The sequence below is a fragment of the Hungatella sp. L36 genome (genome assembly GCF_014288035.1).
Genome location: NZ_JACOPC010000004.1, coordinates 332,252 through 345,686, shown reverse-complemented (window position 1 = coordinate 345,686; position 13,435 = coordinate 332,252). Strand labels below are relative to the sequence as shown.

Here is a 13,435-nt window from a genome sequence, read left to right as displayed (position 1 = left end):
ACATGTTTCCCCCTCCGACGTCTAGCCTTTCACCGCTCCGGCCGTCATGCCTTCAATGAAATACTTCTGGAAAGCGATAAACAGGATGAAGATCGGGATAATGGAGAACAGGGAACCTACGATCAGCAGGCTGTAATTGTCTCCATAAGGGTTAATCAGCGTATTTAAACCAAGGGTCAGCGTGTATTTATCCGAAGAACGGATTACCAGCAGCGGCCACAGGTAGTTGTTCCATGCGTTCATGCCGTTTAAGATTGCCATGGCGGAGAACGCCGGCTTCATAATCGGTACGATCAGCCTTAAAAAGATTCCGTATTCCGTGGCGCCGTCGATTCTTCCAGCCTCTAAGAGAGACTTTGGAAGGCTCAGTAAGTACTGGCGGAAAAAGAAGATTGTGGATGCATGCGCCATGAACGGAAGGACAATGGCCGTATAGCTGTCCATCAGCTTCATCATGGACATCTGCTTATACAGCGGCAGCATAACAACCTCCAGCGGGATCGAAAGGATAAGAAGGACGATGACGAAAAATACCCTTTTCCCCTTAAACTCGTACGCCGCAAAGCCGTATCCGACAAAGGCGCTTACGGCCAGTGTCAGAAGCACGGTCAGAGCCGTTAAAAAGATACTGTTGAAGAACCAGGTCCAGTACTCGTGCTGTCCCGTGAAAAGAAGGACGAAATTGTCGAGGCTCATTCTGGAGAAATTGATATCCAGGTTTAAGCCGTACTGTAATAAGTCGCCTCCGGGCTTGAAGCTGGCGATTAACAGCAGCCAGATCGGAAGAATAATCACGATTGCCAGAACGATGAACAGGATGGTACTGCCCCACAGCTCCAGACTCGCCTTTTTTGATTTACCGGATAATTTCGTCTGCATACTATTTATCCTCCTCTTTAAAGGTACCTGTCAGCTTCAGCTGAATGACATTGACAACCATGACGATGATAAGAAGCACCATACCGACGGCACAGGCGTATCCCATGGCCCGCTTCTCCACGCCCTGCCGGTATAAGTATCCGACAATGGTAAGGCCGATGTTGTTCGGGGAGTTGTTGCCCTTGAACAGCATGGTACTCTCCAGGAACATGGACAGGCCCGCGTAGATGCTGATGGTCAGTACGTAGACTGTAGTCGGCTTTAACAGGGGGATGGAAATGCTTTTAAACTGCTGCCATTTCGTCGCTCCGTCGATGGACGCCGCCTCGTATAATTCCGTCGGAATGTTCTGGAGGCCGGCCAGGAAATAGAGGATATTGACGCCGGTCCAGCGCCAGCAGGCCAGCAGAAGGAGGGCAAAATATGTGGTATTAGCGCCCTTTAACCATTTGATCGGGTCGAGGCCAAAAAATCCAATGACCTGATTGAAGAGGGAGGAGGCCGATTCTCCGAACATAAGCCGGAAAATCGTACCTGCTACCACTACCGACGTCAGAGCCGGCAGGAAATAAACGGATTTAAAGAACTCGGTTCCCTTTAACAGTTTATTGTTTAATAATGTAGCAAACAGCATCGGGAAAGGAATCAGCAGAACCAGTGTCCCGACCATATACTTAAAGCTGTTCCACACGGCTTTATAAAAGATTTTATCCGTCAGCAGCCGGGAGTAGTTGTTAAACCCCACCCACTCATCCTTCAGCACATCCTGAAAGCTTAACAGCACGCCGTTGCATATGGGGGCGATCCAGAACAGAAGGACCGTGATGACAAACGGGCAGATAAATACGTATGGGGCTATTTTCTGTGAATAAAACAGTTTTTTCATTCCGCTAACTCCTTTCCTCGATGCTTTCCATCATAACTTATCTGAATTCATTGTCCAACGTTTCCTGGGACTGGGTCAGTGCTTCCTTAATATCCATTCCATCCTCGTAAATGCTGTTGAGCGTTACGTTGCAGAATTCGTTGTTGATGGACGGCATCTTCTCATCTGTAAAGCAGGTCAAGAGACCGATACTGTCTTTTACTTCATTTAATACGTCAAATGGATAGGTGGTAAAATACTGTACAAACTGGTTATCCGGATTCTGTGTCAGCGCCGTGTCGGTCCATACTTCTGTGTTGACCGGGTCAAAGCCCAATACGTTCCAGATTTCCTTACTTGCTTCAGCAGACAGCTTGATGTATGCCATCACTTCTGCCGCCAGGTCTGCGTGCTCGCCGCTGGCTACAACAGCCGTACCGGTACCGCCGCCGCCGATGGTCTGAACCTTGCTGCCTTCAAATGCGGGAACGGCTGCGATTGCTACCTTGCCCTTTAAGTCGGTCATGTAGTTGGTGTATCTGGAGGTCTGCCAGAAAGGCATAATCTGTGCTGCGTAGTCGCCGGAATTATAGAACGGATACGCTTCCTCGTTGTCAGGCTGTCCGCCCGGAACGGTTGCAAATGCGCCTGTATCCTGCATTCCCTTTATGTAGGTCAGTACTTCTACCATCTCGTCGCTGGTGATGTTGACATTGCCGTCAGCGTCTAAGTAATTTCCGCCCTTTTGAGCCAGCATCAGGTTGATCATCCACTGTGCGCTGGTTTCGATACATGCGAAATACTTGCCGGTTGCTTCGTAGTACTTGACGCCCGCTTCCTTGAAGTCATCCCATGTCTTAATGCTCTTGTAGTCAACGCCTGCCGCATTTAAGAGATCTTCGTTATAGAAAGCTACCGTGGTTCCTACGTGGGTCGGGAAGCCGTAGATCTTTCCATCCTTGGAGTAAATGTCGAGTCTGGATTCTACAACGGTGTCTCTGTACGGCTCGATTGCAGATGTCAGATCCATCAGGCCGATTTTTCCTGTCATGAACGCCGGGAATTTGCCCAGCTCGATATCCACGATATCCGGCGCGCCTTCGCCTGACTCCAGAGCCAGAGACAGCTTGTTGTGCATATCATCGTAAGCCATGTTGCTTAAGACCAGCTTCACCTTCTTATCCGGATTCTCTGCGTTCCATTTCTCCGCCATGTCTACATAAAACTGCTGGTGCAGCTCGATGAAGGTCCATACATTTAAGGTGGTGACATCGTCGCCTTCCACGGCCATCTCATTCTTGCCTGCGGAAGCAGCTGTCGTCGTCTCGGCGGCCTTGGTATCATCTGTTTTCGTATCTGCGCTCTTGGAGCCGCATCCTGCGAGGGCTGAAACTGCCATCGCTGCCGTCAGTAAAACTGCTAATACTCGTTTTCTCATAAAAGTTTCCTCCTTATTCTGAATCATTTATTCTGATCAGGCTTATTGGCCTGCATCACACATGGTATAATTCCTTCATCCATACGGTCATCTCACCCGGCGTGCGGTTGCACCACCTGGCGTATGGAACCGCCTTCAGCGAAACATCTTCTAACTGCGGCCGTTCTGCGGCGTACAGCTTCTTCTCCTGCGGCGCTCCTGCAGACAGCCGTTTGCCGTGAATGGAAACGCTTACCACGCCGCCTAAAAGATCCGGTTCCCAGGTCTCAGCCGGCGGCTGGGAAGTATCTGCAAAGACTCCGGCCAGATTCGCGCCGTTGTCCGTTTCTTCCAGACAGTACACGACAGGCCCTTTCTTAACGGCCACTCTTCCCGCGTCAGCCCGTACCATGGGATTGGCCCACACATAGGCGGCCGGCATATTCCAGGTGAGAATGACCGGGTCATAGCCGCCGTCCTCATCCAGTACGGCGTACCCCGTCTCCTCATGCCACCGGACCGGTCTGCCGTCACGTCCTGTTATTGCAAATCCTTCCGCGTATGCGGGAATCCGGAGCGCCAGCTCCATCTCCTTCCCGCCACCTCCGCCTCGTGTAATCTCACACCGGCCTTTCCAGGGCATCTGACTCTCGATTTTAAGAGACCCCTTCGAGTTTTGAGTATGCTCCGGGTTAAGACGGTCTTCCGGATCCTCCAGGATTCCATCGATCACGGTGCTTACATATAGGTTTACATAAACCCGTTTTTCTTCTCGAAATGCGATATAGTGGCCCAGGCTTGCTAACGTTCTCGCAATGTTGGGCGGACAGCAGGCAACGCCGAACCATTTCTGGCGCACCGGCTTGACGTGTTCCATGGAAGTCCGGTTCATGCAGTTGTCCGGCCACACCTCCAGGGGATTTACATAGAAGAAGCTCTTTCCGTCCATGGCGATTCCCGCCAGGATGTTGTTGTAAAGCTCCAGCTCTACGGTGTCCATATAGGAAGCGTCCTTTGTGATTCTCGCCATGCGGCTCCCGAAGAGAGCCAGGCCGATGGACGCGCACGTCTCGGAGTAATTCCGGTCGTTTGGCAGGTCGTAATCGGTTGTGAACCGTTCCAGAATGCCGGAGGAACCGATTCCTCCTGTCAGGTACATTCTCTTTCCGGTCATATTGTCCCAGAGAGTCTTACAGGCATCCATCAGGGCTTCGTCCCCGTATTCCAACGCCAGATCAGCCATAGCACAGTACATATAGACGGCTCTGACTGCGTGTCCCTCCGCCGTCTTCTGATCCCGCACCGGCATATGGGACTGGGAATAGGCCGGGTCATATCCGGAGAACTCAGGAAAGATTCCCCTGCCGCCTCTCCTCTTCTGCTCCTCCAGAAAATAATTCGCTCCCACGCCTCGGATATCGATAAAATACTTCGCAAGCTCCAGATACTGCCGTCTTCCGGTCACGCGGTAAAGACGAACCAGTGCGAGCTCGATCTCCTGGTGGCCGGGATATCCGTGAATCTGATCCGCCTCCGGCCCGAAGGTATCGCAGAGCAGATCAGCCGTTTTACAGACAATCTTTAAAAATTCGTCCTTCCCGGTGGCCTGATAGTAGGCAACAGCGGCTTCTATCATATGGCCCGCGGTGTAGAGTTCGTGCCCCTCCTGGAGATTTCTAAACCGTCCCTCCGGTTCCTTTATAATAAAGTATGTATCCAGATAACCGTCTTCCTGCTGGGCTCTCCCGATCAGTGCGATAGTCTCATCGGCCAGCCGCTCCAGCTCCTCATCCGGAAAAGCCTCCAGCGTATACGCCACAGCTTCCAGCCATTTCGCCACGTCCGTATCCTGGAACACGGCTCCCATGAAGTCTCCTTCTTCTTCCTTTGCAGCCACTTTAAAATTGTGCAGGCAGTGGCTCGGCTCCGCGTCCTTTACTAAATCGTTTAATATTTCCCACTGATACGGGATAATACTTTCTCTCACGAGATCAATGGAAGGTTTCCAGAATTCATCGGTAATTTTCGTATTTCTCAGCGGTATTTCCTGAAACATCTTAGCATTTCCTCCTTTCTCGTTATATTAAACGATTAATATAAATGTTATAAAAAAAATACCATTATTAACGTATGGCATGTTTTTATCGGTTATTTCTTATCATTTATGCATTCAATATGCTTTTTTCATACTTTCGATCCATCTTTTTGTTTTATATGTTAGATAATATCACAACAAAATCGCCTTGTAAAGTACTTTTGCGCAATTTTTCCATTTTATTAATCGTTTTATATAGGGCACTTTGACTACAAGTATAGGTTTTTCCTATGACTGCAAAAAAAGGAAGTACAGTCTACCTGTCCGATATATATCGGTTGGCAGATCGTACTTCCTATCATTGTCACTTCGGAATCTTTTCTGATGCATTCTTCTCAGACATATTCTTTCCGGATATATCCTTCACCGACTTCCGAATCCGCCTGGTGCACTCCACTGCGCAAACGGACTCCTCCTCGCTGATCTCCCTGCCTTCCAGCATCTCAATCATGATTTCGCTGGCCCGGTAGCCGATATCGTGAAGCGGCAGGTCAATGGTCGTCAGCGGCGGATTATAATAACTGGACAGCTCCCGGTTATCGTAGCCCACCACGGACAGATCCTCACCCACCGTCATGCCTAACTCCGCCAGCCTGTCGTAGACGCCGCCCGCCATCAGGTCGTTCATGCAGAATACCGCCGTGATATCCTTTGCAAGAAGCTTCGTAATGCCCTCATAGCCTGACTCCCTGTTCCAGTCTCCCTCGGTCACGAAACCCGGGGAATAGAGGATTCCGCTGTCAAACAGCGCCTCCTGGTATCCCACCAGCCGGGACTGCGCGTGGATACTGTCCGCTTTTCCCATAATCACGCCGATTCTCGTATGGCCGTTCTCGATTAAGTATTTCGTGATCTCGTATGCGCCATGGCAGTCGTCCACCACGACGGAGGGCACCTTCGGTGTCCTGGAATAGCCGTAGGCCATCACCGCCGGTATGGGAAGGTTCTCCGGTATACATAAGATCGGCCGCTCATGGGACGCTACATAGATGATTCCTTCCACCTGCTTCTGCATCAGCTTTTTAATCTCACGGTGTACCACCTCGTAGTAGTCGTCCTTGCTGTAGTAGGTATCATTATACTTTTTATAAAGCCTTAAATTGATCAGAAGGATCTGATAATCCACCTGTTCACACTGTTCCGTAATTCCATCTATGATATCCGGAATGCTGAATATGGTCATATCCTCGGCGATCACGCCGATGCTTCTCGTTTTCTGCAGCTTCAGATTTTTGGCCACCACGTTTGGCGTGTAATTCATCTTCTCAATCATGGCCATCACGTTTTTCCTGGTCGCCGCGCTGGCCCCGGGCTTATCATTCAATATATTTGATACCGTTGCCACGGAAACATTGCACGCCTTCGCAATTTCCTTTATGGTTGCCATTCAATCACCCCCAAGTCTCTAAAACTATTAATACAGATTTTTGGGGAAATGTCAAGCTGAAACGTTTAATATATACAAAATCTCTGAATCTCCCGGTCTAAGACCGCGCCGATCCTATGGTAGCCCGCCCGGTTGGGATGAACCCGGTCTTCCAGGTATATACCGGCATTATCGCGGTGAATTCCGCACAGCCGCCGCATGTCGATGAGCGGGAAGCCCAGCCGCTTACTGGAGCGCTCCAGCTCCTCGTAGTAATCAAGCATGGTGTATCCGTTTTTGTTGGACAGTTCGTAAGCCTCTCCCGCCTGCGCCATGCCATCCGGACACTCAAACCGGTAGATCGGAGTCACCCAGACCAGTTCCGCGGTGGGAGCCGCGGCGCGCAGCCTGTTCACAGCTTCCTTTACCCCATGGGAGAACTCTTCCATCCCGCTTCCCCAGTACCAGTCGTTGCTGCCGTGCCAGATAAGAAACAGCTCTGCGTCTTCCGGAACCGGATTCTTATCGAGCACCTCCAGCATGCCGCCGGGCGTCTTTCGCGTCAGTCCGCTGGAGCCGACGGCAAAATTATACACCTTTTCCAGGGAGAGGCTGCTTTTCAGCATGGCCTCATAGCCGCCCTCCCCGTGTGTTCCCGTTGAAATACTGTCGCCGTAAATCGCTATTGTCTTCATAAAATATCACGCCTCATTTGTCATACAAGTCAGAATTTAAAATGTCAGCTTCATGTCGCCCTGCACCATAATCGAGTGCTGTGCGCCCTGATAGATCAGATTTAACTTGAAGCAGTCCTCTGTATGGATGCTCACCTCAAGGGACCCGCCTGCGTCCTTTGCCTCGAAATCAGCCGTCTTTCCTGCAAACCAGTACCGCTTGCAGCCCAGAACGCCTCCCCGCACCAGATGCTCGGATATCTCCCAACGGACCGTCGTTTCCGTCTCATTCCTGTCGAGGGACAGGCCTGCGGCGTACTGGATCAGATAGAGAATCGGAGCAAGGCCGGACCAGCCCACAAAATCCTTGTTGTCTGCATCCCCGCTGGATATCTCATCCGGCGGATAGTTCTCCCAGATAGTTCCCGTCTGCTCATAGACCTTTGCGATCACGTCCAGATGGTTGATGGCGATGTCCTTGGCCAGCTTATGGAATCCGTGCTTCTCCAGTCCGCAGGTGACGAGGGCGTTGGTCGGAGCCCACACGGAGCCTCTCCAGTATCCGCCTCTTGGATCGTATCCCTCTTCGTCCGCAGCCACAACCGGAATCCGGTGTACGCGGTTAAAGGTCTCCTTGTCCTCCAGCCATTCGATGAGACGTTTTCCCTGCTTCTCATCTGCCACGCCGGACACCAGCGGGAAGAAGCCCGCGATCGTCTTGATTCTGGTCTGGCGCTCGCCAAATGTCATATCGTAGTAAAATCCGTCCTGTTCGTTCCACATATAGTGATTGATTTTCTCGATCAGAACCGTGCGGTCCTTCACGAGGCCTTCACGCCGTATATCGTAATCCGGCACCTCGTATCCCCGTTTTACCAGGACATCCATGATGTCAATCAGATTGCCTGCAAACATGGCCATCTCACTGCTGGTATCCACTGCGAGTCCCAGATGCTTGTTTCTCGGTGAGTTATCCATACTCGCCCAGTCCGTAACGTACAAACCGTTCTGATGGCGCAGATGGTACTTCATCGCCTCATGATAGTGGTAGAGCGGCTCAAATACCATGTGAAGACGCGCCGCATCTCTCGTATGGCAGTAGCTCTCCCATTCCGCGAAGGCGAGAAGGGGATGGTTTAGATTGTCTAAGGTCAGATACGGCTTCTTCTCGATGATGCGGCCCATATTCGGCTTGTACATGTCCTCATACGGCAGCTTTCCCAGTTCTCTTAAGGTACGGAAGCCGTAGTGATTCTGGAAATAGGAGTACAGCGGGCTGTCAAAGGCATTGACCCACAGGAGAAAATCTTTTCCCGTCTCCCGCACCATCTCTCTGGGTATCTCCCCATCATCGAACTGCTTGCAGTAAAAGTTATCCAGGGAACAGATTCCCGGAACGTAAGGATGAAGAAGATTGCAGAACAGCGTCATAAATACCGTGTCCCAGAGGAAAATATCATCATTAAACGCGGCGTCCACGAAATTGCTCACAAACCCGCTGCCCTCTGTCGGACGGTGTACGTTGGTATATAAAACCTGAATCGCATACTTGTAGCAGTCCACCCACTCCGGATGGCTGGATACGATAGGAACCGGCAGCCTGTCCTTTACCTCTTCGTAGCTTAAAAGCGGCGCTCCGTCGTACTCTTTCTTATCAAAATACATTCCCCTGTCGAGGGAATCCAAAAAGCTGTAATCTCTGTCCATACCCTGCTTCTCCTCTTTTATAATGTCAGCTGTTAATCTTCATCCACAGATATTCATATGGCTCCAGCGTGACCTCCTGATTCATCTGTTTACCGGAAAGCAGACCGCTTCCCGCCATTCCTGTCTTCAATTCTACCACATCATCCGATACATTGATAAGTACCAGAATCTGATTTTCTTTCGTTCCCCTCAAGAGCGCGAACACTCTCTCATCCAGCTTCAGAACCTGCTGCGGACTGTTGGGCGAGAACGCGTCCTCCTGCTTCCGGATCTTTAACATCTGTCTGTATCCGGCCAGCACCCGGCTTCTTAAGGAATCCGGATCCGAGAGTTCCGCCTTCAGCTGGTCTGCGTCAAGCTTCTCCCTGTTAATCCGTCTCTTGATCCCTGATTCTTCGAAATCCTTATAACAGTTTCTGGAGCCCAGAAGGCTGTGGTAATAAATCGCAGGCATCCCCATGACGGAAAGCAGAATACACTGGGAGCCGAGGAATTTGCGGACCATTTTCCCCATATCCGTCTCGTTGCCGGCTATGGCGTCCAGGTAATTGATGTTCAGTTCATACGGGACCATACTGCCGTCGGCCAGGGAACGGTAACCGACTTCTCCGCCGCGCTCCATGACCTGTGCCACCATGAGACGCCGTTCCCCCTCGCTTAAGATGTCTTCCACCGGGCGAAGGCCGATTCCGTCGTGGGATGCCAGGAAATTAAAGTAGGCAGTCGCTTCCGTGGTCGGTTCCAGCCCCGCCGCCCAGTCCGATAAATGCTCCGCGCTCCCGCTCAAGTATGAGTACAGAGTCAGCGGAGGAAGCGGAAACTGGTAAACCAGCCCGGCCTCATCATAGCCGCTGCCAAAGTAGCTGATGTTCTCCTTATGAGGCACATTGGTCTCTGTTATAATCGTGCAGCCCCTTGCGCAGGACTCCAGGACACACCTCATCAGCTTGATCAGCTCGTGGGTCTGCGGAAGATGCATGCAGGTCGTCCCCAGCTCCTTCCAGGCAAAGCCGATGGCGTCAAACCGGATAAACCGCGCGCCCTTCGCCGCGTAGAGCAGAAGTACGCCGAGAATCTCCATTAAGACTTCCGGGTCCCTGTAGTTTAAATCCAGCTGGTCCTCGCTGAAGGTGGTCCACAGATACTTCGTCCCCATGGAAGTATCAAACTTCGTGAGCAGCGGCTGCGTTCTGGGCCGGATCACGGTGCTGTAGTCCCCATCGGGATCCGCCTCGATGAAGAATCCCCGGTAGTGCGGATTTCCTGCCGCATACTCTTTAAAGTACCGGCTCGACTTAGAGACGTGATTGATCACCGCGTCAAACATCAGATCGTACTGTTTCCCCAGATTTCCGATATCTTCCCAGTCTCCCAGCTCCGGATTGATCTCCTTAAAATCCGTCACTGAGAATCCGTCGTCCGACGTATAGGGGAACATGGGAAGTAAATGGACCGCGCTCACCGTATCGGAGAGCTCCTCGTTTAAGAATGAGCGGAGTGTCGCGAGAGGCGCTTCCCCCTCTCTTTTAATTCCGTCACCGTACGTAATCAGCATGACATCGTCCTTGCTCACCCATGGATAAAGCGCCTCACCGGAGGTACTCCCCATCTTAAGCTTCCACGATTCCGTCAGTGCTTCTATCCGCTGTTCCAGTTCCTCCCAGCAGTCCGGGTATAAATTTTGTAAGTGTTCTTTTATGCTGTCCATATTCTATCTCCATGCGATATATAGTGTTATGATTTTATTTCCCGGTACCGTACAGGTTATGGTGTCCGCCGTGTGCTTTACTTCTCCTTCCAGTTCCTCCAAAAGGCTGCACGCCCGGCATTCACCGATCTCCCGGCCGGTGCGGATCACCAGTTCCTCCTCGTGGCTGCTTCTGTTATAGAAACGCACCACCGTTCCGTCCATTGTCCGGTGTTTCTTAAGGGCGCTGAGCAGGATGTTTTCGTTGTCAAAGCTTAAGAAGGATCCGCCGGCCCCTCTGTCTGCCGGAAGGTGCGGTATGTCCGTTCCATAGAGAGGATATAAGTATTTCTCTGCCTCCCTGGCCGGATTCTCTTCATCAAACAGAACCGCGTATTCCACAGTGGTCTCCCCCAGCTCCATGGCTCCCTTCGTCTCCACCACAGGGGTGGTGCTCTCCTGTCCATCCAGCCATGAGGCTGGAAGGCCGTGGAATAAGTAACTCGTACTCCGAAGCAGGGTGATATAGAAATCCACTGTCTCTCCGTTTTTCTTCGTGTGGTACTCATAAAGACCTTTTCCCATCACGTGGAAGCTTCCATCACATTCCGCCGCCGTTCCTTGCGAGGCGCTTTCCTTTTTCCCCCTGAGTCCTGCGTATCCCCGCATCGGGTTTAACAGGGACTGCGTCGATTTAAGCTCCGGTGCAAAGTCCTTTCTTTCCCCGGTCCGCTCCGTCTCCTCAAAGCCTGTGTTTGAGTATTCTGCCGGATTTTTTAATGCCACCGGGAATCTGGCAAACAGGATGTGATCCGGACAGGGATTGTCGATCTGTACCGTAAATTCCACCCGGTCCGTTCCCTCAGTCAGACAGACGAGTGTTACGATCCGGCACACCCGATACTTGGCGGAGCGCTTTAAAAATCCGCGGTCCGCCCGGTCCGGTATGTTCAGTTCGGCCGTTATCTTAAGCTTCTGTGACAGGGGGCTGTTGTGAATTACGGATACGCCCGTCAGCCTTGCCAGCACATGTTCGTCCAGAAGCGGAGACACGTGCTGATACTCATCTCCCGCCTCGCCTCTGTCCACGAAGCTGTTCAGTCCCCGGTATATTTGTCCGTTCTTTTTGTCCAGCACATTGATGCTGGCGTCTTCATTGACGGTGACAGAAAAACGCTGGTTTTCAATCTTAGCCCCGGATGGCTGGCGCCGCACGTAGAATTCCTGGCACCGCTTCTCCAGAAGACGGCTCTTCTGAATCCGGAAATACCGGATGGAAAGTGCCGGAATATCTTTTACCGGGAATAAAATCTTTACACACGTTCTCGGGACCTTCTCCTTGCTGTTGTAGAGGTATTCCCGGGTGATCACCTCATCCGAAAGTTCCAGAATTTCATAGGGAATCTCTTCGCCGTTGTCCCCGTAAAGCACGAAATCCTTCCAGCCTCCGGCCTTCTCCAAGTGCACCGTCTGTTCCGTCATCCCTGTATAGGCAAATGGATGGGGATTGAAGACCGCCAGATACGACTCATCGCCGGAAGCCTGTCCATACTCTTCCCGTCCCGTCAGCTCCTCCATCGCCGCCTCGCTGATCCGTGAGGAGGACTGGAGCGCATGGATTAAATAGGACTTGATATCATCCATCACCTCGTCGGTGGAACAGCCGGAGATTCCGTCGTGTCCCAGAGATATGGAGATGTTTCTCCAAATTTTTCCGAAGAGCCCTCCCGGATAGTCAAATCCGTCTCCGCAGGCAGAGGCCAGGACGGCCAGCGGCTCCGCGTACCGTTCCACTTGCGACTGAACCGCAAACAGAAGGCGTTTGATCCGGCCCCTGCAGGAAGTGACCGCGGTCGGATCCGGCCCGTACCGGAAATCCCGCAGCTCCCCTCTGACCGTTCTCAGTCCGCGGCAATCGCCCGCCGCTTCCTTCGCCATTTCCGCATAATCGGCAATGGAACCATTCCTGATATCCAGCTCCGGAAACGTTTCCTTCACGTCTCTCACCATAGCCGTAAAATCCGGGTCCTGATAGAGATGATCGGAACCATTAATCAGCAGAAAGGTATTTAAACGGCTGGATTCCTTTAACGTGCGGTAGGCATCGTAGAAATGCTCTGCCGCGGTCTTTCCCATTTTCCCCCAGCTCTTCAGACTCCAGTATCCCAGAATCATATACTCGCACAGGACGCGGGACCCGTCCGGGGACTCCCACCAGAATTCCTTTTCTTTGTATTCCGTCCGGTCCACTCCCCGGAAGAAGAACGCCGTATCGATTCCCACGCCGTTTAGTATCTGCGGAAGCTGGGAGAGATGGCCGAAATTATCCGGCACATAACCCGCGTTCAGCCTGCCTCCAACCGACCGGCATACCTCATCTCCCAGCAGGAAATTACGGATCAGCGCCTCTCCTCCGGATAGGAACTCATCCGGCAGATTGTAGAGCGGCCCGAATACGAGACGCCCCTCCGCCGCCAGCTTTTCGATTCTCCCCCTGTTTTCCGGGTAGATCTCCAGGTAATCCTCCAGAACCACCGACTGTCCGTCAAAGGTATAGCACAGAAACTCCTCATCCTGTTCCAGAAGGGTGATCAGCCGGTTCATCAGACCACAGAGCCGGATCTGGAACTCCTGAAAGGTACGGTACCACTCACGGTCCCAATGGGTTGATGCCGCGATCAGAATCTTATCCATGTTGCATCCTCTTTCCACCGTTGCACGGTTTCCTACTTATCTGACTGCTGC

9 protein-coding genes are annotated in these 13,435 nt (G+C 51.9%); all 9 read right to left on the bottom strand.

All coding sequences use genetic code 11. The features are described from left to right. Positions 1-21 precede the first annotated feature (21 nt). Entirely contained in the window at positions 22-879 is an 858-nt protein-coding gene (locus tag H8S80_RS13105) for a carbohydrate ABC transporter permease (protein ID WP_002601818.1), read from the bottom strand. Position 880: 1 nt separating this feature from the next. Continuing rightward, the gene (locus H8S80_RS13100) at positions 881-1,765 is read right to left on the bottom strand and encodes a carbohydrate ABC transporter permease (protein WP_002601819.1); all 885 of its coding nucleotides are present in this window, start codon (positions 1,763-1,765) and stop codon (positions 881-883) included. A gap of 37 nt (positions 1,766-1,802) precedes the next feature. Beyond that, a complete protein-coding gene (locus H8S80_RS13095) occupies positions 1,803-3,182 on the bottom strand; it encodes an ABC transporter substrate-binding protein (RefSeq protein WP_002601820.1) in 1,380 nt (459 codons plus the stop codon). Between the two features lie 55 nt (positions 3,183-3,237). Continuing rightward, positions 3,238-5,217, bottom strand: a complete 1,980-nt coding sequence (locus H8S80_RS13090; protein WP_117631195.1) for a glycoside hydrolase family 127 protein — start codon at positions 5,215-5,217, stop codon at positions 3,238-3,240. Positions 5,218-5,560: 343 nt separating this feature from the next. Next, entirely contained in the window at positions 5,561-6,643 is a 1,083-nt protein-coding gene (locus tag H8S80_RS13085) for a LacI family DNA-binding transcriptional regulator (RefSeq protein WP_117631193.1), read from the bottom strand. A 65-nt stretch (positions 6,644-6,708) separates the two neighbouring features. Beyond that, entirely contained in the window at positions 6,709-7,317 is a 609-nt protein-coding gene (locus H8S80_RS13080; protein ID WP_117631191.1) for an SGNH/GDSL hydrolase family protein, read from the bottom strand. Positions 7,318-7,353: 36 nt separating this feature from the next. Continuing rightward, the gene (locus H8S80_RS13075) at positions 7,354-9,003 is read right to left on the bottom strand and encodes an MGH1-like glycoside hydrolase domain-containing protein (RefSeq protein WP_117631189.1); all 1,650 of its coding nucleotides are present in this window, start codon (positions 9,001-9,003) and stop codon (positions 7,354-7,356) included. 25 nt (positions 9,004-9,028) lie between these two features. Then, on the bottom strand, positions 9,029-10,711 hold the full coding sequence (locus H8S80_RS13070; protein WP_117631187.1) for a sugar phosphorylase: 1,683 nt from the start codon (positions 10,709-10,711) through the stop codon (positions 9,029-9,031). Between the two features lie 3 nt (positions 10,712-10,714). Beyond that, positions 10,715-13,384 carry a glycoside hydrolase family 38 N-terminal domain-containing protein gene (locus tag H8S80_RS13065; RefSeq protein WP_117631185.1) on the bottom strand — a complete coding sequence of 890 codons (2,670 nt, stop codon included), beginning with the start codon at positions 13,382-13,384 and terminating at the stop codon, positions 10,715-10,717. Between the last annotated feature and the right edge of the window lie 51 nt (positions 13,385-13,435).